This window comes from Actinoallomurus sp. NPDC052308, from assembly GCF_040679195.1.
Taxonomy (GTDB): Bacteria; Actinomycetota; Actinomycetes; order Streptosporangiales; family Streptosporangiaceae; genus Actinoallomurus; species Actinoallomurus liliacearum.
In genome coordinates, this window is the sequence record NZ_JBFAUM010000001.1 from 917,256 (window position 1) to 941,213 (window position 23,958).

Annotated in this window: 23 protein-coding genes; 12 read left to right on the forward strand and 11 right to left on the reverse strand. The window is 72.9% G+C overall.

The annotated features are described in order from the left end of the window. Window positions 1-15 precede the first annotated feature (15 nt). Complete coding sequence (locus AB0L00_RS04625) at window positions 16-750, reverse strand: dienelactone hydrolase family protein (RefSeq protein WP_364428278.1); 735 nt, start codon at window positions 748-750, stop codon at window positions 16-18. Then, window positions 747-1,367, reverse strand: a complete 621-nt coding sequence (locus AB0L00_RS04630) for an ATP-dependent Clp protease proteolytic subunit (protein WP_364428281.1) — start codon at window positions 1,365-1,367, stop codon at window positions 747-749. The genes AB0L00_RS04625 and AB0L00_RS04630 overlap by 4 nt, the downstream gene beginning before the upstream one ends. 89 nt (window positions 1,368-1,456) lie before the next feature. Between AB0L00_RS04630 and AB0L00_RS04635 the strand changes: the two genes are divergently transcribed. Then, a complete protein-coding gene (locus tag AB0L00_RS04635) occupies window positions 1,457-2,398 on the forward strand; it encodes a LysR family transcriptional regulator (protein ID WP_364428283.1) in 942 nt (313 codons plus the stop codon). A 54-nt stretch (window positions 2,399-2,452) separates the two neighbouring features. Here the strand turns inward: AB0L00_RS04635 and AB0L00_RS04640 are convergent, their stop codons facing one another. Next, entirely contained in the window at window positions 2,453-3,472 is a 1,020-nt protein-coding gene (locus tag AB0L00_RS04640; protein WP_364428286.1) for a DNA topoisomerase IB, read from the reverse strand. Between the two features lie 123 nt (window positions 3,473-3,595). Here AB0L00_RS04640 and AB0L00_RS04645 point away from each other — a divergent pair, with 123 nt between their 5' ends. Beyond that, window positions 3,596-4,048, forward strand: a complete 453-nt coding sequence (locus tag AB0L00_RS04645; protein WP_364428289.1) for a hypothetical protein — start codon at window positions 3,596-3,598, stop codon at window positions 4,046-4,048. Between the two features lie 22 nt (window positions 4,049-4,070). Next, entirely contained in the window at window positions 4,071-4,283 is a 213-nt protein-coding gene (locus AB0L00_RS04650) for a hypothetical protein (protein ID WP_364428292.1), read from the forward strand. 42 nt (window positions 4,284-4,325) lie between these two features. Here AB0L00_RS04650 and AB0L00_RS04655 read toward each other — a convergent pair whose 3' ends face one another. Continuing rightward, a complete protein-coding gene (locus AB0L00_RS04655; protein ID WP_364428294.1) occupies window positions 4,326-4,739 on the reverse strand; it encodes a DUF6098 family protein in 414 nt (137 codons plus the stop codon). Between the two features lie 111 nt (window positions 4,740-4,850). Here AB0L00_RS04655 and AB0L00_RS04660 point away from each other — a divergent pair, with 111 nt between their 5' ends. Further along, window positions 4,851-5,723, forward strand: coding sequence for an MBL fold metallo-hydrolase (locus AB0L00_RS04660; protein WP_364428297.1), 873 nt, complete (start codon window positions 4,851-4,853; stop codon window positions 5,721-5,723). Window positions 5,724-5,780: 57 nt separating this feature from the next. Here AB0L00_RS04660 and AB0L00_RS04665 read toward each other — a convergent pair whose 3' ends face one another. Genes AB0L00_RS04665 through AB0L00_RS04675 form a run of 3 tightly spaced genes read right to left on the reverse strand, consistent with a single transcriptional unit; the run spans window position 5,781 to window position 9,366 of the window. Continuing rightward, window positions 5,781-6,605 (reverse strand): SDR family oxidoreductase, encoded by an 825-nt coding sequence (locus tag AB0L00_RS04665; protein WP_364428299.1) that lies wholly within the window; start codon window positions 6,603-6,605, stop codon window positions 5,781-5,783. Between the two features lie 53 nt (window positions 6,606-6,658). Then, the gene (locus tag AB0L00_RS04670; RefSeq protein WP_364428302.1) at window positions 6,659-8,251 is read right to left on the reverse strand and encodes a RecQ family ATP-dependent DNA helicase; all 1,593 of its coding nucleotides are present in this window, start codon (window positions 8,249-8,251) and stop codon (window positions 6,659-6,661) included. 53 nt (window positions 8,252-8,304) lie between these two features. Further along, window positions 8,305-9,366, reverse strand: coding sequence for a hypothetical protein (locus tag AB0L00_RS04675; protein WP_364428304.1), 1,062 nt, complete (start codon window positions 9,364-9,366; stop codon window positions 8,305-8,307). Between the two features lie 170 nt (window positions 9,367-9,536). Between AB0L00_RS04675 and AB0L00_RS04680 the strand changes: the two genes are divergently transcribed. Continuing rightward, complete coding sequence (locus tag AB0L00_RS04680) at window positions 9,537-9,926, forward strand: S4 domain-containing protein (protein WP_364428307.1); 390 nt, start codon at window positions 9,537-9,539, stop codon at window positions 9,924-9,926. A 200-nt stretch (window positions 9,927-10,126) separates the two neighbouring features. Here AB0L00_RS04680 and AB0L00_RS04685 read toward each other — a convergent pair whose 3' ends face one another. From AB0L00_RS04685 to AB0L00_RS04695, 3 genes are all read right to left on the reverse strand, one after another. Next, entirely contained in the window at window positions 10,127-11,254 is a 1,128-nt protein-coding gene (locus tag AB0L00_RS04685; protein WP_364428310.1) for a hypothetical protein, read from the reverse strand. A 113-nt stretch (window positions 11,255-11,367) separates the two neighbouring features. Continuing rightward, a complete protein-coding gene (locus tag AB0L00_RS04690) occupies window positions 11,368-12,759 on the reverse strand; it encodes a PQQ-binding-like beta-propeller repeat protein (protein WP_364428313.1) in 1,392 nt (463 codons plus the stop codon). 45 nt (window positions 12,760-12,804) lie between these two features. After that, window positions 12,805-13,335, reverse strand: coding sequence for a phosphatase PAP2 family protein (locus AB0L00_RS04695; protein WP_364428316.1), 531 nt, complete (start codon window positions 13,333-13,335; stop codon window positions 12,805-12,807). Between the two features lie 234 nt (window positions 13,336-13,569). On the opposite strand from AB0L00_RS04695, the gene AB0L00_RS04700 reads away from it, so the two are divergent. The 6 genes from AB0L00_RS04700 to AB0L00_RS04725 all read left to right on the forward strand — a co-directional run bounded on the left by AB0L00_RS04700 (window position 13,570) and on the right by AB0L00_RS04725 (window position 19,798). Continuing rightward, window positions 13,570-14,001, forward strand: coding sequence for a ChaB family protein (locus AB0L00_RS04700; RefSeq protein ID WP_364428318.1), 432 nt, complete (start codon window positions 13,570-13,572; stop codon window positions 13,999-14,001). A 28-nt stretch (window positions 14,002-14,029) separates the two neighbouring features. After that, window positions 14,030-14,245, forward strand: a complete 216-nt coding sequence (locus tag AB0L00_RS04705; RefSeq protein WP_345360161.1) for a hypothetical protein — start codon at window positions 14,030-14,032, stop codon at window positions 14,243-14,245. Between the two features lie 262 nt (window positions 14,246-14,507). Beyond that, entirely contained in the window at window positions 14,508-14,996 is a 489-nt protein-coding gene (locus AB0L00_RS04710; RefSeq protein ID WP_364428321.1) for a copper chaperone PCu(A)C, read from the forward strand. Next, window positions 14,989-16,677, forward strand: coding sequence for a copper resistance protein CopC (locus AB0L00_RS04715; RefSeq protein ID WP_364428324.1), 1,689 nt, complete (start codon window positions 14,989-14,991; stop codon window positions 16,675-16,677). Before AB0L00_RS04710 ends, AB0L00_RS04715 begins: the two co-directional genes overlap by 8 nt. Window positions 16,678-16,939: 262 nt before the next feature. Beyond that, a complete protein-coding gene (locus AB0L00_RS04720; protein WP_364428326.1) occupies window positions 16,940-18,607 on the forward strand; it encodes a hypothetical protein in 1,668 nt (555 codons plus the stop codon). A 1,017-nt stretch (window positions 18,608-19,624) separates the two neighbouring features. Further along, a complete protein-coding gene (locus AB0L00_RS04725) occupies window positions 19,625-19,798 on the forward strand; it encodes a hypothetical protein (protein ID WP_345360155.1) in 174 nt (57 codons plus the stop codon). A 100-nt stretch (window positions 19,799-19,898) separates the two neighbouring features. Here the strand turns inward: AB0L00_RS04725 and AB0L00_RS04730 are convergent, their stop codons facing one another. Continuing rightward, window positions 19,899-21,161 carry a hypothetical protein gene (locus AB0L00_RS04730; RefSeq protein ID WP_364428329.1) on the reverse strand — a complete coding sequence of 421 codons (1,263 nt, stop codon included), beginning with the start codon at window positions 21,159-21,161 and terminating at the stop codon, window positions 19,899-19,901. Between the two features lie 292 nt (window positions 21,162-21,453). Between AB0L00_RS04730 and AB0L00_RS04735 the strand changes: the two genes are divergently transcribed. Further along, entirely contained in the window at window positions 21,454-23,886 is a 2,433-nt protein-coding gene (locus AB0L00_RS04735; RefSeq protein ID WP_364428331.1) for an endonuclease/exonuclease/phosphatase family protein, read from the forward strand. Window positions 23,887-23,958 lie beyond the last annotated feature (72 nt).

Consider the following 23,958-nt stretch of genomic DNA (forward strand, 5'->3'; position numbering starts at 1 on the left):
TCCACACGGTCCCGTTCAGGAGAGGCACTCGGCGAGGAAGCCCTCCAGTGCCGACCAGGCGCGCCGGGCGGTACGGGCGTCGTACTGGATCCCACGCTCGGGCATGTTCACGACCGGGGCCATGAAGGCGTGCTTCGCGTGGCCGAACGCCTCGAGCCGCCAGTCGGCGCCGGCCTCGGTCAGCTCGCCGGCGAGCGCCACGACGTCCTCCGGCGGCGCGAACGGGTCATCCCAGCCGTGGTAGACGGCGACCGCGCAGTCGATCGGCCGTACGGGCCGGTCGGGCGGAGGCGTCAGCACGCCGTGGAAGGCGGCGACCCCTCTGACGGGCAGGCCGGCCCGGGCCATGTCGAGCACGCACAGCCCACCGAAGCAGAACCCGATGGCGGCCAGGCGCGAGGCGTCGACCTCGGGCAGCCCGGCGGCGACGGAGATCACGGTGGCCAGCCGGTCCGCGAGCATCGCGCGGTCCGCCAGGAACGGCCCCATGCGCGCGTCGAACTCCTCCGGCGTGGAGGCGCTCACGCCCTTGCCGAACAGGTCCACGGCGAACGCGTGGTAGCCCTGCGGCAGGACGCGCTCCCTGCCGATCTCGATCAGGGCGTCGCTGAAGCCCTCCGCGCCGTGGAGGATCAGGACCGTGGGCGCCGGGGCCGGGATCGCCTCACTGGTCATCAGCACGCCTTCGAGCGTGTCGGAACCGTGCCGGTACCCGACCGGCCTCGTCACCACCGGCGGCGCGCCGCTCATTGGGAGAGCACCTGGTCGGCGGAGTGCACCACGTGGTCGACGAAGCCGTACGCGCGGGCCTCCTCGGCGGTGAAGTAGCGGTCGCGGTCGGCGTCGGCCTCGATCCGCTCGACGGGCTGTCCGGTGTGCAGGGCGATGCGCTGGAACAAGAGGCGTTTCACCATGCGCATGTGCTCGGCCTGAATCGCGATGTCGGCGGCCGCGCCGCGGATCCCGCCGAGCGGCTGGTGCATGAGGATGCTGGTGTGCGGGAGGGCGTACCGCTTGCCCGGCGCCCCGGCGCACAGCAGGAACTGTCCCATCGAGGCGGTGAAGCCCAGGGACAGGGTGGCCACGTCGTTGGGGATGAACTGCATGATGTCGTAGATCGCCATACCGGCCGTCACCGAGCCGCCGGGCGAGTTGATGTACAGGTGGATGTCGCGGCTCCGGTCCTCGGCCGACAGCAGCAGCATCTCGGCGCAGATCCGGTTCGCGATCTCGTCGTCCACCTCCTGGCCGAGCACGATGATGCGCTCGCGCAGCAGCCGCTGGAACACCTGCTCGGTCGCGGGCGGGGCGGGAGCCTCGGCGGTACGAAGGGTCGGTTCGAGGATTGTCTCCGGGGAAACGGTCATGGCGTCAGGAAACCGGCGGCTCAGAAACCGTGTCCAACAACTTCTGCGGCCGTTTGACATCCGGCGGTTGTCAATCGAGAGTCTTTCGGGTGGAACCCGATCTCCAGGGCATGCGGGCGTTCGTCCTCCTCGCCGACGAACTGCACTTCGGCCGGGCCGCCGCTCGGCTCTTCCTCACCCAGCAGGCGCTGTCCAAGCGCATCCGCCGACTGGAGAACGCCCTGGCAGTGCCGTTGTTCGACCGCACCACGCGCCGGGTGGAGCTCACCCCGGCCGGCCGGCGGTTCCTGCCGCTCGCCCGGGACGCCGTCGCCGCGTACGACACCGCGGTCGCCGCCGTCCGCGAGACGGCGGCCCCGCTGCGCGTCGAGGTGTTCGCTGAGCGCTTCACGCCGCTGCGGGTCCTGCGGGAGGCCGCCGGGCGTACGCCGGACCTCCGGGTGGAGCCGACGATGCGCCAGGGCCTGGCGACCGCGCTGCCGGCGGTGCGGACCGGCGAACTGGACGCGGCGTTCGGCCGCGTGCACGACCTCGGCGGCCCCTGGCCCGCCGACCTCGACCACCGGCCCGTGCACCTCGAGCCGCTGCACGCCTTCGTCGACGAGGCGCACCCCCTCGCCGACCGGCCGGTGCTGCGGCTGCCCGACCTCCGGACGGCGGGGATCGCGATGCCGGATCCCGGCGGCGCCGAGGAATGGCGCGGCTACCTGAGCCGCCTCCGCGACGAACTCGGCGTTCCGGTCCGGTTCACCGAGCCCGCGATCGGCGTCCGCGACTACGGGAGGCAGCTGCGGCGCGAGCGGCGCGCCGTCATGCTCAGCGAGGCCGGTACGGACCTGGAGGACCCGCGGATGCGGCGGATCCCGATCATCGAGCCGGTGGTGATGCACCTGTGGTCCGTCACCTGGCGCCGCGAGAACCGGGATCCCCGCTTGCGCAGGCTGCTCGCCGCGCTGCCCGTCCCATCCGTCCCCGACCCGGCTGACGACCGCGTGTGGATCCCCGAGGTCGACCGCGCCGCCCTCGCGTGAACGGTCCCTCCGGAAATCGCCGGCCGGCCCCGCCGCCCGGTCGGCCGTGCTCGGTCAGCCGTGCTCGGTCAGCAGCTTGAGGACGGCGCGTTCGGCGGGGCCGCGCGTGGCGAGGTCGCCGAAGTCGCCGTTCTCGCCGAGCCGGCCGAGGATGGGGGCGATCGTGACGCCGCGTTCGTACAGCTCGATCACCCGGGGGTCGATGTACGACGCGCGGGCGACGGCGGGGGTGTTGCCGAGGTAGTCCGCGACCTCCCGGACGACACGGGCGACGGCCCGCTTGCGGGTGCCGTTCGCCGCGGCGGCCCGCTCGGACACCGCGAGGCCGACGGCGGCCAGGACGGTGGCGTGCCACGTGCGGAAGTCCTTGGCGGAGAACTCCCCGCCGGACAGCTCCCGCAGATGGTCGTTGATGTCGGCCGAGGTGACGTCGTGCCAGCGGGGTCCGCTCCGGTAGGCGAGGAGCTCCTGCCCGCCGCTCCGGCGCCGTTTGAGGCTGCGGACGACCGCGCAGACGTCGTCGTCGGCGACGGCCTGTTCGCGCTGTTTCGAACCCTTGGCGACGTAGTCGAAGATGATCTGGCCGCCGCTCAGGCTGACGTGCTCCTTGCGGATCGTCGCGAGACCATAGGTGCCGTTCTCCGCCGCGTACTCCTCACCGCCCGGGCGGAAGAACCCCAGGTCGATGAGGCGGACTGCGGCGGCGAGCACGCGATCCCGGGTCAGCCCCCTCCCTCCGAGGTCGCGTTCGACCCGTTCGCGGAGGCGGGGCAGCACCCGGCCGAACTCCAGCACCCGGTCGTGCTTCTCCCGGTCCCGCTGCTCGCGCCACAGGTCGTGGTAGCGGTACTGGCGACGGCCCGCCGTGTCCGTACCGACCGCCTGGATGTGCCCGTCGGAGTTGGGACAGATCCAGACGTTCTCCCAGGCCGGGGGGATTACCAGGGCCTTGACCCGGGCGAGCGTCTCCGGGTCGCGCACCGGCTCGCCGTCCGGGTCGACGTAGCGGAAGCCCCGGCCGCAGCGGATCCGCCGGATGCCCGCGCACCCGAGATCGCTGCGCGAGAGTTCCACGGCGGTCATCGTCACGACCCCCGTCTACCCTCCCGGCGAGCAGGCATTCCGGCAGACCGGCATAACTCTCCTGTCCCGGGAAAGGGGCTCTTCACGACGGGAAGAGCGACGAGGGGGCTCATCGTGAACGGTCCGCTCTGCGGAGCGTTGGCGGGCGCGGCGGGTACGGCCGCGCTGAACGCGGTCACGTACGCCGACATGGCCCTGCGAGGACGGCCGGGCAGCCAGGTCCCGGAACAGATGGTCGAGAAGATGACCGAGCGCGCCGGCGTGTCGCTCGGCGAGGACGAGACCGCCGACAACCGCCGCCAGGCCCTCGGCGCCCTGCTGGGATTCGGCGTGGGCATCGGGGTCGGCGTCGCGTACGGCCTGATCCGCTCGCGCGGGAGGACCCTGCCCGACGCGCTGGCCCTCGGGGCGGCGGCGTCCGTGGCGAGCGAGGGACCGGCCGTCGCGCTGGGCCTCACCGACCCGCGTACGTGGGGGGCCGCCGGGTGGATCTCGGACGTCGTGCCGCACCTGGCGTACGGGGTCGTCACGGCCGCCACCTACCGGGGCCTCCGCGCGAACCGCTGACCGACCGGAAGGGAGCAGGGAGATGGGCGTGAAGAAGCCGGAGCGGGACGTGCCGCTCGACGAGGGCGTGGCGAACAGCCGCGACGTCGGCGGCGAGCCCGACCCGGAAGCACCGGACCAGGGCACCACCACCGGGACGACACCGAACGAGACGTTCGTCGGCCGGGTACAGGGCCAGGACGTCGGCTACGCCGAGGAGACCGGCGCCGAACGCCGCGCCCAACAGGACGACTGACCGGCGCCGTGGGCCCCACTTGGGCGTACGGGGCCGGGGAACTCACTGGAGCGAGTCGCGGCCGACCTCGAAGCGTTCGTGGTAGCGCTCCTCAGCCTCCTTCAGCAGGTCGTCACTCAGGGCGGCGACGGGCTCGAAGTCGGCGACGAGGGGCTCATGGTCCGGGCCGAAGTCGCAGACCTCGCCGGCCAGGATCCAGGCATGCCGGTCGTCCCCCTCCTCCGCCAAGTGCGCATATTTCCGGATCTGGCGGGCGATCCAATCCTCCAACGGGCGGCTCCACCACTGCGGCGACCTCAGCGGGACGACCGAGAGGCCGGGCAACTCCAGTCCGCTCTCGTAGTCACGGCTCGTCCCGTCGGCGTCCGACTCGGGCCCGCCCGAGTGCCGCAGGTACAGCCCCTCCCGCCCGCTCACCAGCTCCGTCAGCTCGCTCAGCTTCTCGATGCTTCTCAATGGCGCCTCCCCTCAGTGCGGGAGAGCACTACCCGGCGGAAATGCGTCCTCACGGCTCGCGAGCACGTTTTACCCGCGTGCCGCGGTCGGCGGGCGGCTTCCGGAGCGTCGATGACCTCAGCGCCGCTCGATCATGGGCCCGAGGGGTACGACATCGACTGGGGGATCGTGATGACCGAAGAGGACCTGATTCCGAAGTCCGATGGGCTGTTCTTCATCGGGAACGCCACCACCGTGATCCGGTACGGCGGGTTCACGCTGCTGACCGATCCGAACTTCATCCGCCGGGGCCAGAAGGTCCACCTGGGTTGGGGCGTCATGACCACCCGGCTCCTGGATCCGGCGGTTCCCGTGGACCGGCTGCCGCCGCTGGACGGCATCGTCCTGTCTCACCTGCACGGTGATCACTGGGACCGGGTGGCGCGGCGGAACCTCGACAAGGAGCTGCCGATCGTCACCACGCCCCATGCGGCACGGCGGCTCAAGCCGCAGGGCTTCGGCAACTCCCACGGCCTGCGCACCTGGGAGGACCACGAGTTCGTCAGCGGCGACCGGGTCCTGCGGGTCATCTCGGCCCCCGGGCGGCACGCGCCGGGGGCGTTCCAGATGATGCTGCCGCCGGTGATGGGCAGCATCCTGGAGTTCGGCTCCCGGGGCGGGCGGGTCGACCTTCGGATGTACATCAGCGGCGACACCCTGATGTACGACGACCTGGCCGAGATCCCGCGCCGTTACCCGGACATCGACGTCGGCGTCGTCCACCTCGGCGGCACGAAGATCCTCAATGCCCTGCTCGTCACCATGGACGGCAAGCAGGGCGCGGACTGGGTGGAGCTGGTGAACGCCTCCCGCGTCCTCCCGATCCACCACAACGACTACACGGTGATGAAGTCCCCGCTGTCGGACTTCGACGCCGAGGTGCGTCGGCGCGGCCTCCAGGACAAGGTGCAGGTCGTGCAGCGCGGAACGCTCATCGAGCTCTGACGCCCCGGTCCGGCCGGTGAGCGGCGCGACCACCGCGCACCGGCCGCTCCCGTACGCTCAGCCCTCGCGCCAGTCCGCGGACGGCAGGGCACCCGCGGCCTGCGGGCCCATCAGGCCCAGGGCGCCGTCGACGAACAGTGACGCGCCGGTGACGTACGAGGCCGACGGGTCGGCGAGGAAGGCGATCGCGGCGGCGACCTCCCGCGCGTGACCCGGCCGGCCGAGCGGGTAGCCGGGCCGGCTGCCGGGCTCGGGCGGCTGGTCCGCCTGCCCGGTCATCGGCGTGGCGATCTCGCCCGGCGCGATCGTGTTGGCGGTGATCCCGTATGCCGACAGCTCCAGCGCCAGGACGCGGGTCAGCATCTTCAGCCCGCCCTTGGCGGCGCAGTACGGGCCGGATCCCACGCGCGGGTACTCCTCGTGGACGCTCGTGACGTTGACGATCCGGCCGCCGCCGCCCTGGGCGATCATCCGGCGGGCGGCGCGCTGCGAGCACAGGAACGCCCCGTCGAGGTCCACCGAGACGACGGAGCGCCACTCGTCGTAGTCCATCTCCAGGACGGGGCGGCTGCTGCCGGTCCCGGCGTTGTTCACCAGCACGCCGACGCCGCCGAGCTCGTCGGCCAGCTCGTCCACCACCCGGGCCGCGGTGACCGGATCGGTGAGGTCGTGGCGGCGTACGGCGCAGTTCCGGCCGAGCCCCCGGACCTCCTCGGCGGTTCCCTTCGCGCCGTCCTCGTCGCAGTGGAAGGTGATGCCGACGTCGTAACCGCGCTCAGCCAGGGTGACCGCGGTCGCCTTGCCGATCCCGGAGTCGGTGCCGGTGATCACGGCGATGCGCGGGTATCCGGTCATTGAGACGGGTGCTTCCGGTCGGTCCATGCGCCGCCCCTACCCAGCGGCCCGGCCGCCATTCCGATCGGTCGCCGGTGTGCTCACCGGTCGCTCGGGGCGAGCAGGCCCTCCTCCAGCACCGTCTCGGCGAGCAGTTCCTTGTAGCCGACCTCGTCGAAGACCACCGTGAGACGGCCCTCCTTGGCACCGAGGACGATGCCGCCGCCCCAGTCCTGGTGCTCGACCCGGGCGCCGGACGCGAACGCCGGACGCTCGGCGTCGGCGGGGGTGGCGGTGCCCGCCCGGCAGTTGTCGCAGTTCCCGCAGGGGTCCTCGATCACCTCGCCGAAGTAGCGCAGCAGGAAGCGGCGGCGGCAGTCGGTCAGCTCGGCGTACCGGCGCATCATCTCGACGCGGGAGCGCTCCACCGAGCGGTGCTTCTCGGCGATCTCCCGGGCGATCGCGGCGGCCTCCTGCGGGGGCGGCGCGTCGGGGAGCGGCTCGACGCGGCGGCGCAGGCGCAGCGCGCCGGCGGTCTCGAGCAGGTTGAGCAGCGCGGTGACGCGCCGGTCCGACACGTCCACGCGGCGGGCCAGGTCGCGGCGGGAGATCGGCCCGTCGACCGCCGCGGCGACGCGGGCGAGGAGTTCCTCGTCGGGCAGGCCCCCGGCGAAGAAGCGGCGCAGCCCCACGTCCTCCGGGCGATAGTGGCAGATCGCCTCCGCCGGTTCGCCGTCCCGCCCGGCCCGGCCGATCTCCTGGTAGTACTCGTCGAGGGACCCCGGGACGGAGGCGTGGACGACGAAGCGCACGTCGGGCCGGTCGATGCCCATCCCGAAGGCGCTCGTCGCGACGATGGTCTCCCCGTCCATGAACGCCGCCTGGGTCGCGGTCCGCTCGGTCTTGCGCAGCCCGGCGTGGTAGGCCCGGACCCCGAGCCGTTCGGCGTACTCCTCGGTCTCCCGGCGGGTCGCGGCGTACACGATGCCGGAGCCGGGCAGCCGCCGCGCCGCGTCCACGACGGCGGCCTCCTTCTCGTCCGCGTCGTGGAACATCGCGACCGACAGGCGGATCTCGGGCCGGTCGAAGCCGCGGATGACCCGCGCCGGGTCGCGGAGCCGCAGCCGCTCGACGATCTCCTCCCGCACGGGTGGAGCCGCCGTCGCGGTGAGCGCGGCGACCACCGGCCGGCGCGGCAGGCCCTCGACGACGCCGCCGAGGCGGAGATAGTCCGGGCGGAAGTCATGGCCCCAGGCGGAGACGCAGTGCGCCTCGTCGATCGCGATCAGCGCGGGCGGCGCCTCGGCCAGCACCGCCCGCACGTCGGGCCGGGCGAGCTGCTCGGGTGCCAGGAAGACGAAGCCCGTCGCTCCCGCGCGGAGCAGGGCGTACGCCTGGTCGCGGCGTTTCTCGCCGACGGCCGCGTTGACGCTGATGGCGGTGAGGCCGCGCTCCCGCAGCTTCTGGGCCTGGTCCCGCTGCAGGGACAGCAGGGGCGACACGACGACCGCCGGTCCGCCGAGGGCGACGGCCGCGAGCTGGTAGATCGCGGACTTCCCCGCCCCGCTGGGCATGACCACGAGGCAGTCGCGGCCCTTCACCAGCTCGGCCGCGGCCTCCTCCTGCGCGGGCCGCAGCTCGGCGAGGCCGAGCCGCGCGCCGGCGATCTCCCGCAGACTCTGGTTCCCCGTCATGCGGCCAGGGCTACCCCCGAAAGAGCTGGTGGAACGCGCCGGGGCCGGCGGGTTCAACCGCCGACGGCGAGGAGGCCGGCGATCCCCAGCGCGTACAGCGCGAGCACCGCGCGGCTGTCGACTCCCATCCGAAGCCGCTGGAGCCGGGGCCGGAAGATCAGGCCCGCCATGTAGACCAGCGTGAGGAGGGAGCCGAGCGCGGTGAGGTAGATGTCCGACCGGTGCGCGTCGGGCAGCACCGGCCGGCCCGAGATCAGCGACGCGGCGAGGAACAGCACCGGCAGGAAGGCGTTCCCGCCGAAGATGTCGCTGATCGCGAGCTGGTGGTCGCCCATCCGGACGGAGGTCAGCCCGGTGCTGATCTCCGGGAGCGCGGTGGCCGCCGCGAGCACGGTCGCGCCGAAGGCCACACCGCTCATGCCGAGCCGGCCGAAGAGTTCCTCGCCGCTGCGCTCGATGACCACGCCGGCGACGAGTGTGACGACCGCCGCGACGCCGAACACCAGCGCCGCGCGGCGGGTGCCGATCCCCGACGAGGTCGCCCGCGCCTCCTTCTTGGTCCTGGAGTGCCCCTTCGGCTCGGGCTGGGTGTCGGGGGCGTCGCCGCCCTCGTGCCAGGGCAGTCCCCGCCCCGCCCGCCTGAGCAGCAGCAGGCCGGCCATCCAGACGACCGCGATCAGGACGGAGGCGGGGTCGAGCCGGGCGAACTCCAGGTCGCCGGGCAGCTGCGTGCCCATGACGACCACCGCCAGCACCGCGACCACCAGCGCGCCCTCCAGGACGAGGCTGAGGCTCGCCGCGACATAGGTCAGCGGCGCGCCGCCGGTCCCGGCGACGTCCAGGATGACCAGGACGACCGTCTGCGCGGCGATGCCGCCGAGGATGTTGCCGACCGCGACGTCGAGGTGGTGGGAGAGCGCGGCGCTCACGGTGATCGCCGCCTCCGGGAGGTTGGTCGCGACCGCGAGCAGGATCACCCCGCCGAGCGCGCTGCCCAGGTGCAGGCGTTCGGACAGGACGTCGGTCGTGTCGGACAGCCGTATCCCGGCGTACCAGATGATCCCGGCACTGAGCAGGAACAAGACGAGCAACACCAGCGATGGCAGATCACCCATGGCGACCACTTTGCCCGCACATTGTCCGTTCTATGTACCCCTGTCGTCTGAGACAGGTCGCCGAAGCAGGGGATTCCTTCGCCTGGTGGGCTTTGGCGCACCTTCGACGGAGATGGGCCGTGCGACTCCCGCGCGACGGTCACGGCTTCGGCCTGGATTAAGGTCTATCCATGGCGGCGGATCAGGAGACCGTACGAGTCGATGTGTGGATCTGGTCGGTGCGGCTCGTCAAGACCCGCTCGCTGGCCACGGCCGCCTGCCGGGCCGGCCATGTCCGGGTGAACGACGAGCGTGTCAAGCCCGCCGCGGCCGTGAGACCCGGAGACCAGGTGCGGGTGCGTCTGGCCGGACGCGAGCGCGTCGTCGTGGTGCGCCGCGTCGTGCGCAAACGGGTCGGCGCGCCGGTCGCCGTCGAGTGCTATACCGACCACAGCCCGCCGCCGCCTCCGCCGTCGGCGCTGCTCCCGATCGCACGCCGCGAACGCGGTGCCGGGCGGCCCACCAAGCGGGACCGCCGGGAGATGGAGCGCTTGCTCGGCCGCCGGCCCGGCCGCGGCTGAGCGGCGCGCGACCACCCGCGGCGTCCACCCGACCAGGCCGTGTCCGGTCCGTGGCGCGCTCCGATCAGGCGCCGTCAGTCGGGTATGCCGGGTCGAGCCCTGATCCGTCGCGCGGAAAAGTTCATGGCGCGGGCGGGAACAACCCGTCCCCCGGCTTCTGTTACACCTGTCGTGGCCGGTGTGCCTGGTGTCCCCGGGCCTCACCTATCGCCTTCGCGGAATACCGTTCGGCTGGAGCCGCGTTGTGCCTTTCGCCGAGAGGCGACCCGCACACCGGTGCACACATCGAGGGCCCCACCGGGCGACGTCCCGGAGGGGCCCTCGTCCTTGTCCCGCCCAGGGCCCGCTCTCAGCCGGTCCCCGGGCAGCGGTCGTACGAGGTGCTCGATGTCGTTCGCCTGGCCGGCCTCCGCCTCGAGCCATCGCATCCTGCGCAGCGCGATTCCCTCCCGCAGCGCCCAGGGGCAGATCTCCAGGCGGCGTACCCCGAGGGCGGTCATGATCTCGTCGGCGACGACGGCGCCGGCCAGGATGTGGCGGGCACGGGCGCGGGAGACGCCTCTGAGCCGCGCGCGCTCCTCGGCGGTCAGCGCCGCCAGGCCGGCGATCCGCCGCCGCAGGGCCGTACGCTCCAGGACCCGGCGGCCGTCCGCGCTCCGGCCTCCGGAGAGCTTGGCGAGCTGGGTGAAGATCTTCGAGGTGGCCACCGCGTGATGGCCGGAGGACCCGTCGGTCAGCCGGTCGACGCCGTACGCGGCCAGCCGGTCCGCGACGTGCGCGCGGAGCCGTTCGAGCTGCCGCCGGTCCGGCGGGTCGCCGGTCAGGTGCTCACGGGTCAGCCGGCCGGCGCCGAGCGGCATCGACAGCGCCGCGTCGGCCTCCGCGCCGTCGCCCGTGGCGATCTCCATGGAGCCGCCGCCGATGTCGGCCAGCACGACCGGTCCGACGGACCAGCCGTACCACGCGCGCACGGCCAGGAAGGTCAGGCGGGCCTCGTCGGAGCCGGCCAGGAAGCCCAGTTCCACGCCCGTCTCCGCGGCGACCCGGTCGAGGACCTCCTCCCGGTTGGGCGCGTCGCGGATCGCGGACGTCACGAAGGGGATCAACTCGGCCGCGCCCATCCGCGCGGCTTCATCGGCGGTCGCCGCCACCGATGCCACCACCCGGTCGGTCTCCGCGCGCCCGAGCCGGCCGTCGGCCAGGACCGCCCTGGCCAGTCGCGTCGGCTCCTTGACGGAGACGACCGTGCGTATGGGCCCGCCGGGGACGAGGTCGACGACCTTGAGATGGGCGGCATTGGACCCGACGTCCAAGATGGCGGTGCGCATGATCGCTTGATTACCCGGCTTGTCGCCGAGCGAAGCGTTTCGTCTGATTCATGCGGTGCCGAAATGACGGTTACGGCACCGGTCTGGACCAAGGTTTGATCCGTGACGGCGGATCAGCGGACGCTGATGGCGGTGACGCCCCGCATCGTGGGGACGAGGACCAGCGACCCGGCCAGGGTCGGCGAGGCGAACCGGCTGACCTCCCCGATCCGCCGCGCCGCGAGCGAACGCCCGTCGGACTCGGACAGGGCGTGCAGCACACCGGCGCCGGTGTCGAGGGTCCACACCGCGCCGCCGCCGACCACCGGTGAGCCCTTGACGTCGCCCGGCGCCCGCCAGACGCGGCGCAGCCCGCTGCCCCCGGTGACGTCCACGCGCTGCAGGCCCTCCTCGCAGGGCAGGTAGACCGAAGATCCGTTCCGGGCCATGCCGCCGAAGGAGACGCACCCGTGCAGGGAAGCGCGCTGGCCGCCGACGCCGCCGAGGTCACGGCCGTCGAGCAGGTAGATGTCGCCGGTCTTCCCCGCGATCAGCACCCGGCCGCCGGGCAGCGGCAGCGGGCCGGTCGAGCCGAGGTCCTGGTCCTCGCTGTTCTCCGAGCCCCAGTTCTTCGGCGCGAAGTACGACAGGCGGCGGGACAGGTCGGCGGAGAGCCGCAGCACCGAGTCGCTGCCATCGTAGGCTCCGCTCAGGCTCGCGCCGTTCCCGACGGCGACGTAGACGTCGCCGGACGGGACGATGGCCGGGCCGGACGGCGCCCACATGCCCCCCATCCGGCGGGTCGGGACCACGTAGGACGCGACCTCCCTCCCGCCGTCGGTGCGCGCGGCGGCGACGTAGCCGACGTAGTTCCCGCAGTCGCCGGCGAGCCCGCCGAACGGGACGTACACCCGGCCGCCCGCGACCGCGAGCGCGCCGCGCTGCTGCTCCGCCGTGGGGTCCCGGCCGGCCACGACGTCGAGGCCCCGCGTGAACCGCACGCGTCCGTCCGCGGCGTTCAGCGCGACGAGGGTGTGCCACCCACCGGTCGTCTCGGTGGCGACGAACACCGTGCGGGTGCCCGGGTCGTACGCCGGGGTCCCCGTTATGCCGAGCGGGTCGATGTTCCCGCACGGGAGCGCCGACCGGGGCACGGGCGTGCCGAGGCGCCGCTGCCAGACCCGCCGCCCCGTCGCGAGGTCCAGCGCGTAGACGGTGTCGTTCTCCGTGCCGACGTACGCCGTGCCGTCCACGACGATCGGCTGTCCGTACACCGCCCCGTCGAGCCTCGCCGTCCACGCGTCGCCGAGCGCGCTCGGCGCGGGGAAACCGGCGGCGAACCCCGACCGGTCGTTCGCGCCGTGGTACGTCGGCCACGACCCGGCCGTACGTACGGGGGCGGAGGAGGTCGCGGCGGGTCCGCCGGGAGGGGGTGAGGGGCTGTCCGCCCGGGACTCGCCGCCGGAACCGCACGCCGTCGCGGCGGTGAGGACGACCAGTGCGGTGCCGTACGCGACCCTGCCCATGCGCTCATTCTCACCCCACCGGCGGCCGTCACGCGGGAGGCGCCATCACGAGTCGCCGGCGATGGGGAGGCCGCGCACGGCCAGGGCGACCGCGACCCCCGTGGCGGCCCCGGCCGCCACGTCCCCGGGATAGTGCGCGCCGATGTAGACGCGCGAGTAGGCGACCAGGGAGGCCAGCGCCGCGACCGGAACACTCACGCGCCACGGCGCCTCGCACACCAGCACCGTGGCGAAGGCCGCCGCGCCCGCGCTGTGCCCCGACGGGAACCCCGGCGAGTCGGGGACCCGCCCCGGCCGCCGGCCGCCCAGCGTCTTCGGAGGGCGCTCCCGGTCGAAGACGAAGATCCGTACCCCGTTGGCGAGCGTCCCCGCCACGGACATCGCCAGCGCCGCGCGTACGGCGGCGCGCCGTGACCGCCGGTCGCCGCCGGCCCGCAGCGCGGCGGCGATCAGCCACCACACGAGCAGTTGGTCGGCGGCGCGCGAGGCCCGCGGCATGACCTCGTCCAGTGCCCCGCAGCCCAGGGACGTCATCGCCCGCATCACGCGCTCGTCGACCCGGCGCAGCCTCCGCACCCGTCACTCCTCCGTTCGTGATCCCTCGATGTCCAGGTGAGGTGCCTACCCAGAGCGGCCGCCGCCTACCAGCCTCCGTTCCATCGGCCTTTGAGGGGAAAGCAGGCTGATGCGGCCCGGCGGGGCCGGTCGTACGCGGCACGCGTGAGCGGCGACGCACCCGTCGGCAGGTGTGACGGCGTACCTCGGGGTATGGCCGATGGCGTCCGACCTTCGTACCGGGAGGAGCGAGAGATGCCCAAGACGACCAAGAAGGGAACGGCCAAGAAGAGCGAGTTGCCCGACACCATCAAGCGTTCGGACGCCAAGGCGCAGCGCACCTTCGCCAAGGCCCACGACTCGGCCGTCGAGGAGTACGGCGAGGGAGAGCGCGCGCACCGGGTCGCGTACGGCGCGCTGAAGCACACCCACGAGAAGGTGGGCGACCACTGGGAGCCGAAGAACAAGGGCGCCAAGGGGCCCTCCGACCCGCAGTCCGAGGGCGGCCGCGACACGTCGCGCAAGAGCGCCGGCGGCGTCGACATGAACGCGTCCAAGGAGCACCTGTACGACCTCGCCAAGAGGATGGACATCTCCGGCCGCTCGAACATGAGCAAGAAGGAACTCGTCGACGCGCTGGAGAAGGCCAACGACCGCAAGACGGCGAAGGCCCGCTCGAAGAGCTGACACGGGAGACGGCTGAGAGGAGACGACGATGTCCGAGCGCACCGAGGGGGCCGAACCACGCCGCCGCACCGAGGGGCCCGAACGGCGCCGCCCCGACCTGCGGACGGGCTCTGAGACGCCGGTGGACCCCGAGGACCTGGCGATGGCCGAGGGCCGGGACCCCACACCGGAGAACATCGAGCGCGCGCGGCGGCGCATCGAGCGGCTGGGCGCACGGGAGGCGGTGGACCGGGCCACCCCCTGACGACCGCGCCGAACCACCGGCCGAGGGGGGGGCGGGCCGGGGGCGGGGGGTTTTGGCGGGCGGGGGTTTTGTGGGTGGGCGCGGGGGGCCAGGTCCTGGTCCGCCCCCAACCCCCCCCCCGGGGGCAGCCGCGCCGTCGGCCGGTGATGTGCCCGGCCGGTTTTCATCGGCTTGCACGCGTTCTCCGAGGCAGGAGCCGTCCGACCGCACCTCCGGCGGCGAACCGTTGCCCGGTCCGACCGGTTCGCGGCTGAATGAGGGCGTGATCGCTCCCCGCCGTGGCGAGGCGCTCTACGTGGCCGGCGGCGTCGCCGTGCTCGGCCTGGGGCTGTGGATGTGGGCGCTGGGCCGCGGTCCGGCCGCCTCGGACGCCGGCGCCCGGCCGCGCCTGCGGGTGACGGGCGCCTACGCGGTCCGGGTCTCCGCGTCGACGGAGGTCTCGGCGTACCTCACCGCGCGGAACACCGGCGGAGGCGCGGATCGGCTGATCGCCGTGCGCACGGACCTGTCGCCGATCGTCATGATGCACCGCGGCCTCGAGAACGCGATGGTCGCGGTCGACTCGGTGCCCCTGCCGGCGCGTCGGACCGTGTCACTCACTCCGAGCGGGCTGCACGTCATGATCATGCAGCCGAGACGCGCCGTCCGCGTCGGGGAGCGGGTGCGGTTGACGTTGCTGTTCTCCCGGTCCGATCCGATCTCGGTCGGCGCTCCCGTCCTCGCGCCCGGCGATCGGCCGCCCGATGGTTGACGGCACGGCGGCGTGTCGCCGGCGGCTCGCGGCCGCGACGCTCGCGGTCTGCGCCGCCGCGTTCACGGTCCTCGTGCTCGCGGCGTCCCCGGCTGCCGCGCATGCCGCATTGGTCTCCTCGACGCCGGCCGACGGGACCGTGCTGACGGCCGCGCCGACCGAGGTGACGCTGACCTTCGGCGAGCCGGTACGGGCCGCACCCGAAGGCGTCGCCGTGATCGGCCCGGACGGCGACCGGGCCGACGACGGGGTGGTGCGGCGGGCGGGCGCCGCGGTGCTGGCGATGCGCCTGCCGGGGCTGCGGGTACGAGCGCGAGGCGGGACCTACACGGTGACCTGGCGCGTCATCTCGGCCGACTCGCACCCGGTGGGCGGCGCGTTCACCTTCTCGATCGGTGCCCCGAGCCGCGTGGCGCACGTCCGGCCCGCGCGGGCGAGCCGCGCGCTGGGCCTCGCGTTCGGCCTGACCCGCTTCGCCGGGTTCGCGGGGTTCATCGTGCTGGTCGGTGCGGCGGCGCTCTGCGGTTACGGCGGCTCATGGGTCGCGGCGCGAGGAGGGATCCGCCGGCTGCTCGTCGCGGCCTGGGCGGTGTCGGCCGTCGCCACCGGCGCGGCGATGCTGCTGGCCGGACCGTACGCGGCCGGCCGGGATCTGGCGGGGGTGTTCGACGCCGGTCTGGTCCGGCAGACGCTGCACGACCGGTACGGCGCCGCGCTGGCCGCGCGGACGGTGCTGCTGGGGATCGTGCCGGCCGTGCTGGTCTGGGCGGCGGGTACACCCGCGACGGGTGCGCGGCGCGAACGGATCGCCGGCCGTCCCGGACTCCGGTGGGTCCTCGCGGCCGTCTCGGGCGGCCTGATCGCGGCCGGACTGGCCGCCACCTGGAGCGTCGCGGGCCATGCCGGCGCGGGAGCCCACGACGCGATCGCGATGACGGCCGACGTCCCGCACCTCCTGGCGGCGGCGCTGTGGGTGGGCGGGCTGGTCGCGCTGCCGGTCCTGCTCCGGCATCCGGAACTCGGGCGGGCGACGGCCGGCCGGTTCTCCCGCGTCGCGGTCGGCTGTGTCCTGGTCCTGGTGGCAACCGGCCTGGTCCAGGCGTGGCTGCGGGTGGAGACTCCGGCGGCCGTGTTCACGACGGCGTACGGGCGGCTCCTGGCCGCGAAGGTCGCGGTGCTCGGCCTCGTGCTCCTGGCCGCCCGGCGGGTACGGGCCCGGCTGCGCGGCGCGGACGGGCGGAGGCCGGGGCGGATGCTCGCCGTCGAGACCGCGGGCGCGGCGTCCGTGCTGGCGCTCACCGCGGTCCTGGTGCAGTCCCCGCCCGCCGCGCAGGCGTACGCGGCCCGCCCGGCGACCCGATCGGTGCGCTTCCAGGCCGGCGGCGACTCCGGCCGGCTGACGGTCCGTCTCCCGAACGCCGCGCGGGGGCTGGGCCGCGGCGACCTCACGGTCCGCGCGCCGGACAGGCGCGCCCGCGACGTCCCGCAGATCACGGCCTCCTGGACGCTGCCGCGCCTGGCCATCGGCCCGCTCCCGGCACGGCTCACCCGCACCGGAACCGGCCGGTTCGCGGCGAGCTGGCCGCCCCTGCCCGCGGCCGGTCCCTGGCGGCTGTCCGTGACCATCCGCACGAGCGAGATCGACGAGACGACCGTACGGGCGGAGTTGCGGATCCGCTGATGGGCGGGCGCCGGGGCGTGTCCATTGACAGTGGCCCGGACGGAGACTTCTTTGCTTCGTGCGTGCACGGGTTTTTCACGTCTCGCCGGTGAGGGCGCGACGCAGCCCGGTTAACGTTTGTCGTTGATCTATTGCCGCAGGCTCGTCGGCCGGGTCGGAATATGCGACAGGTCGGTTTTTCGGGGGAGACGACATGGGCTTGCTCGGGAGGACGAAACCGCAAGAATCAGTGCACGCACCGGCGATTCTGGTCAGAAGTCGGATGCGCTGGTGGCCGGCCGTGGTGTGCGGCGGCTGGCTGGCACAGGTGGCGGTCCGGATAATTTTGGCCGCTTTCCACGGCTTTCCAATTGTGGTACCGGATGAGTGGGGATATCTACTGGCGGCGCGGCTGCTGGCCGGTGGCGCGTCGAGCGACCTGTCCGGGCGGACGTTCTATCAGGCCGGCTATCCGCTGCTGATCAGTCCGGCGTACTGGTTGAGCAACGACCCGCTGACGATCTACCGGATCGTCCTGGTGATCAACGCGCTCATCGGCGCGACTCTGCTGGCGCCCGCTCATGTGGCGCTGCGCCGGCTCGGGCTCTCGCGGGGACGGGCCTACCTGCTGGCGATGGTGACGGCGTCCCTGCCGTCGGTGGTCTATTACGGGCAGTACGCGATGAGTGATGCGGTGCTCCCGTTGGCGCTGCTCACCTGGCTGCTGTGCGTCCACTCGTGGATCGCGCGGAGGGGGCCGGGATGGGGGGTGGCCGCGAGCGCGCTCGCTGCCTACTGCTCCAGCGCGCACACCCGCGGCCTCATCGTGGTCATCGCGCACGCGGGGCTGCTGGCCGTCATGCTCGCGCGCCGCCGGCTCCCCGGACGCGAGGTGGGCGCGGCCGCGGCGGTACTGGTCGCCGGCGTGATGGCCGGCTGGGCGCTGAACACCTGGGTGCGTGCGGAGATCTATCCCGGTGGCGCCCTGCCCCTGGGTTCGTTGCTGGTCGAGCGGCTGACCACCTCGAGCGGCCTGGGCTGGACGTTCGCGCTGGCGGCGGGAAAGATCTGGTATCTCGTCGCGTCGACCTGGGGCCTGGCCGGTGTCGGCCTGGTGGCCGCCGCACTGGCCGCACTCCGCCAGAGCACACCACTCGCGATGCGGGCGACGGCGGTGCTGACCCTGGTGACGGCGGCCGGGATCGCGCTGGCGACCTCGGCCGCGACGCCGGACGAGGGGACCGTCGCGAACCTGGCCTACGGCCGGTATCTCGGCTGCCTGGCGCCCGCGTTGTTCCTGGCCGGGGCCGCCCTCGTCGTACGCGCCACCCGGATCGGCGTCGCGAAGGCGGCGCTGGCCACGGCCGGTCTGACGCTGGCCAGTGCGCTGGTGGTGTTGCTGCACGCGGGCGGCCGCCTCACGCACGGCTTCTTCCTGTCCCTGGACTTCCCGGAGATGAGCGCGCTGACGTGGAGCTGGGACCGCCTGAGGTTCTGGTGGGTCACGGTGGTCGTACTCCTGTCGCTGCTGATCCTCGTCCTCGCCAAGGGGCGCAAGGCCGTGCGGGCCCTGGTCGCCCTCGCCGTCGCCGCGGACCTGGCGGCGGTGGCCGTGGTCGTCGGCCGGGACGCCCGTCATTGGGCGGACACCCTTGACAAGGCGAGCAGCCTGGCCGGTGCCGCGCTCCGCCCCGATGACCGCGTCGGGATCGACTACCGGGATATGAGCTGGCGCGTCTGGATCTCTCAGGCATTCCAGGTGCAAAGCCACCTGCAACCCATCGACCGCCGTGATGCTCGAACGCTACCGCAGGGCCTGACGCTGGTCATCGTGCCCTGGGACCCTCACCAGTCACCGCGGGCCAGTTGGCCCGCCGCTCCGCCGGGCTTCGCGCCGATCTCGGTGCATTGGACCGATTCCGGAAGCTGGGTCGCCTGGCGCCGCCTGTGACGATGGAGCGGAACTGCATTGTTCAGGGTATTGACGGCGAACGTTTCCGGTTTGTCGTTGACGGGCGTCCCGTGCTGAAGTCGGGGTGAACGGGAACGACCTGGCTTAGGCCGGTGTCATCCGTTACGCGCCGCCTAAGCCGTAATTCGTGCGGCCCTGAGCCAAAGGCCGCGATCGCCGTTCTGTGAGGAATGAGCCTTGCTCGATCATTAACCACGAAGCGCGTCAGGTGATGAGCTGCGGGGTATTCACATCGCGCAATCTTCGGTCAATCCGAAATCCAGCCTTCTCGACTTGTTATAGGTGTCCAAATTGACTCGTTACGGGAAACACGGCGCGGCTCGCGGCAAGACGCGGTCGCGTGTCGTACCTCTGGCGGCCGCCGCGGCAGTCGGTGGCCTGGGCGTCGCAGTGGCGTTGCCGGCGTCGGCCGATGCCGAGCGCATCATGCAGGGAACGTCCTCCATGCGGTCGGCGAATCTCTCGGCCTTCGACTTCTGCGAGGACTCAGACATCAGCTGCTGGGAGAACTTCGGCAACGCTCTCGGCGGAGGTTCGGGGAGAGGGGGAGCGAAGGCGGTAGTCAAGGGCGGCGAAGGGCAGCCCGGCCTCCGAGGCGCGGAAGGCCCCGAAGGTCCGCGTGGACTCCGGGGCCACAAGGGTCGTAAGGGCAATCGCGGCGCCACGGGCCCGACTGGTCCTCGCGGCGAAAACGGTAGAACCGGTCCGACGGGTCCCACGGGCCCGACCGGTCCGCGCGGTGAAAACGGCGAAAACGGTAGAACCGGTCCGACGGGTCCCACGGGCCCGACCGGTCCCGCGGGCGCCTCTGGTCCCTGCATCGACTCGACGGTCCAGGGCAACACGAAGACCGTCGCGCAGACCCAGAACGGGCAGCTCTTCATTCAGCAGGTCGACCTGACGCCGACACCCACGCCCGGCGCCTGGGCGAACTTCACCACCGTGTTCACCACCGGGCATCCGGGCTTCGTGCCGAGTTGCGTGACGGTGACGACCATGGGTAACAACGTGCACGTCACCGTCCGCGGCACCAACGGTGACGTCCTCCAGTCCTCCTGCAGGAACAACCCGGCGTTCACCTGCGGAGCGCCGATCGACCTCGGCACGGCCGCCTTCCGCATGGGGCTCATGCCCTCGCGGCAGCACAGGATCGCGATCCTGGACCGATAGGTCGCGAGCCGACCGGTCATGGCCCATCGCCGTGATCACGAGTCCCGGGCATCATGAGGCTCCCGATGCCCGGGACTCTTCGCGTCCGTGGGACGGCCGGTCAGAGGCGGTTCCACGCGTAGGCGGGCAGGCCGTGGGCGGAGGCGATGGGCTTCCACAGGGCGACCACCCTGCGCTTGGCGGGGCCGGCCTTGTCGTTGGCGGCGATGGCGTCCTGGTACGGCGCCGTGAGCGGGGCGATTTTGCCGCCGCAGTTCCGTGCCCGGACCTTCCGCGCCCACCCGAGGTACGCCTGATCGGCCTCGAGTGAGTTCTGGTAGGCCGCGAGCATCGATTGGCGGAGACGGGAGCCGTTCGGCAGCCGGTCGACCTTGAGCGCCTTCGTCTGGGCGACCTCCTGCTGCCGGTCCCGTACGACCTGCTGGAATCCGGCGACGCCCGCGGAGACGTCGTCGCACGTCCGCAGGCGGGACGGCAGGTGCCCGCGGGCCACCTGACCGGACCCCAGGATCTTGTCGACGGCGGCGGCCTGCCGCGCGGCCGTGTCGGTGTTCGCCGTCGCCTGGGAGGCCGGCGTTCCGCCTCCCGAGGATCCCTGGGTCAGGACGTAGACGAGACCGCCGACGACCACGACCGCCGCGGCGATCCCGCCGGCCAGCAGTATCGTCCGCTTCTTCTTCCTGTCGGCGTCGGTCGATGCCCCCGTGGTCTCCCCGGCGGCCGGTGGAATGCCCTGATCCCAGCCGTTCGGCTGGTATCCGGGCGGCGCGAGGCCCGGCGCCGGACCGCCGAAGGGCTGTCCGGCGGCCTGTCCGACGGGCGACTTGTGCGGCGTCGGACCGGTCCCCGCAGGGCCGGGGCTCCAGGAGGCCGGGGGAGCCTCGAACGGCATCGGGCCCGCTCCCGGCGGGCCGGGGTCCCAGCCGGTCGAGGGCGGCTCGGGCGGCATCGGGTCCGCCGCCGGAGCGCCGAGGTTCCAGGGAGCGGGGGGCGGCATGGGGTCCGCCGCCGGGGCGCCGAGATTCCAGGGGGCGGGAGGCGGCCCGGGCGGCATCGGGTCCGCGCCCGGAGGGCCCAGGATCTGCGTGGCGTTGCCGGAGTCGGGCGGCGTCTCGCCCGCACCGGCGGCCGGCGGGAGGTCCGGCGGCGCGCTCCAGGGCCGCTCCTCGTCCGCGTCCCATGCCGGGAGGGGAAGCGGCTCGGTCCGCGGGTTGGACGACCCGGCCTGGGGGCCCTTCGGCGCTCCATCGGCGGAGTACGGGCTCGGGCCGGGGCGTTCTCCCGCCGACGGGAGCGGCGTTCCGCACTGCGGACAGGCGGACCGGCCTGAGGGCACATCGGTCCCGCACGCCGGGCATTCCATGCGCGATCCCTTCCTGTCGACCGTTCCTAGAAGAGAACATTGTGCCGTCCTACGGCGAGTGGCCCGCCACGGGTCCGGCGGGGCGAGGCACGCCGCGGAGACGCGGCGGCCGTGGGACGCCGCGATGGCCGTCGACGGCACCTCAAGAGAGGCCCCGTGAAGGCCCTGCGCTCCCCGAGAAGGGCAAAGCGCACATCATTACGCAATCCAGACGTGACCAAGTCGCCTGCCTGTCTTAATTGACCACCGCGAGGATGCCTGCGTCCGACCTTTCTTCTCCGAGAGGACCGAGGTGTCTTCTGTCCCTCTTCGCCACGTGGGTGTGCTCGGCGCAGTGGCCGCCACGCTGGCGTTCGGCGCCCTGGTCATCCCACGGGTCGCCGGTGCCGCCCCCTCGTCCGACGCGCTGATCGCCGAGGTGTACGGGGGCGGCGGTAACTCCGGCGCGACCCTCACCCAGGACTTCGTCGAGTTGGCCAACCGCGGCTCCCAGCCGGTGTCCGTGGACGGCTGGAGCGTGCAGTACCTGTCCGCCTCGCCCGGGCCGACCTCTAAGTGGCAGGTGACGAAGCTGACCGGCGGCATCGCCGCCGGTTCGCGTTACCTGGTCGCCGAGGCGAAGGGCAGCGGCGGCACGGTCGCCCTTCCCACGCCGGACGCCACGGGCACGATCAGCATGTCCGCGACGGCGGGCACCGTCGCCCTGGTCACCGGCTCCGACGCTCTCACCTGCCTGACCGCCGCCGACTGCGCGGCCGACCCGCGGGTCCGCGACCTGGTCGGCTTCGGCGGCGCCGTGGTCCGCGAGGGCACCTCCGCCCCGGCCGCGACCAACACGACCTCGGTGAACCGCGGGGCCGGCCTCGCGGACACCGACGACAACGGGGCCGACTTCACCGCGGCCGCGCCGACGCCCACCGGCAGCGGCGGAGGGTCCGGCGATCCGACGCCGACCCCGACGCCCACCCCCACCGAGACGCCGACGCCGGGCAGCGTACGGATCCACGACATCCAGGGCACGACGCGGATCTCCCCGGACGGCGCGAAGTCCGTCACGAACGTCCCCGGGATCGTCACCGGTGTCCGGGCGACCGGCTCGTCGCGCGGGTTCTGGTTCCAGGACCCGCAGCCGGACGACGACCCCCGTACGAGCGAGGGCCTCTTCGTCTTCACCGGATCCAGCACGCCGGCCGTGCAGCCGGGTGACTCGGTGCTGGTCTCCGGCACGGTCAGCGAGTACTACCCGGGCGGTGCAGCGAGCGGCAACCAGTCCGTCACCGAGCTGACCAAGCCGAAGTGGACCGTGCTCTCTTCGGGGAACGCGCTGCCGGCCGCGTTCACGCTCGGCCCGGACACCGTTCCGTCCGCCTACGCGCCGGACGCCGCCGGCGGCAGCATCGAGTCGTCGGCGCTGCAGCCGTCCACGTACGCGCTGGACCTGTTCGAGTCGCTGGAGGGCATGCGCGTACGGGTCGACGACGCGCCGGTGATCGCGCCGGCCAACGAGTACGACGAGCTGTGGGTCACCACCAGGCCGGCGGACCACCGCAGCGCGCACGGCGGGGTGATCTACTCCTCCTACGCCGACCCGAACAGCGGCCGTATCGAGGTCACCACGCTGCTCCCCGACTCGGCGCACCCCTTCCCGAAGGCGAACGTCGGTGACGTGCTGACCGGCACGACCGAGGGCCCGCTGGACTACGTCAGCTACGGCGGGTACGAGCTGCAGGCCACGAGCCTGGGCACGCTGCACGACGGCGGCCTCACGCCCGAGGTCACGCGCGAGCAGAAGCACAAGGAACTCGCGGTCGCCACGTACAACGTGGAGAACCTCGCGCCGAGCGACGCCCAGTCCAAATTCGACCGGCTGGCCGGCGGAGTGGTGCACAACCTGGCGACGCCCGACATCGTCGCGCTGGAGGAGATCCAGGACAACAGCGGCGCGGTCGACGACGGCACGGTCGCGGCGGACGTCACGCTGCGCAAGTTCGTCGACGCGGTCGTCGCCGCGGGCGGTCCCCGTTACCAGTGGCGGGAGATCGACCCGGTCAACGACGCCGACGGCGGCCAGCCGGGCGGCAACATCCGGGTGGCGTTCCTGTTCAACCCGGACCGGGTGTCCTTCATCGACCGTTCCGGCGGGAACTCGACCACCGCGGTCCAGGTCGTCAAGGACCACGGCAAGGCCGGGCTGTCGGTGTCGCCCGGGCGCGTCGACCCGGGGAACGCGGCCTGGACCGACAGCCGCAAGCCCCTGGCCGGCATGTTCGAGTTCCACGGGCACCGGGTGATCGTGGTCGCCGACCACTTCAACTCCAAGGGCGGGGACCAGAGCCTGCACAGCCGATTCCAGCCGCCCGCCCGGTCGTCCGAGGTCCAGCGGAAGCAGCAGGCCACGGTGGTGCACGGCTTCCTCGAGAACCTGCTGAAGACCGACCACAACGCGAACGTGGTGGTCGTGGGCGATTTCAACGACTACCAGTTCTCCCCGGCGCTGCAGACGCTGACCGCCGGCGGCGTGCTGCACGACCTGATCGCCGACCTGCCGCTCGCCGAGCGGTACAGCTACGTCTACGACGGCAACTCGCAGGTGCTGGACCACATCCTGACCAGCCCGCGCGTGAGCGGCGGCGCCGACTACGACGTGGTGCACATCAACGCGGAGTTCGCCGGCCAGACCAGCGACCACGATCCGCAGGTCGTCCGGCTCCGGCCGAAGGGCTGACCCCCGACCCGTGATCCACGGCCGTGACCGACGCCTCCGCGCGTGGGTCACGGCCGTGCGCCGTCAAGGGCC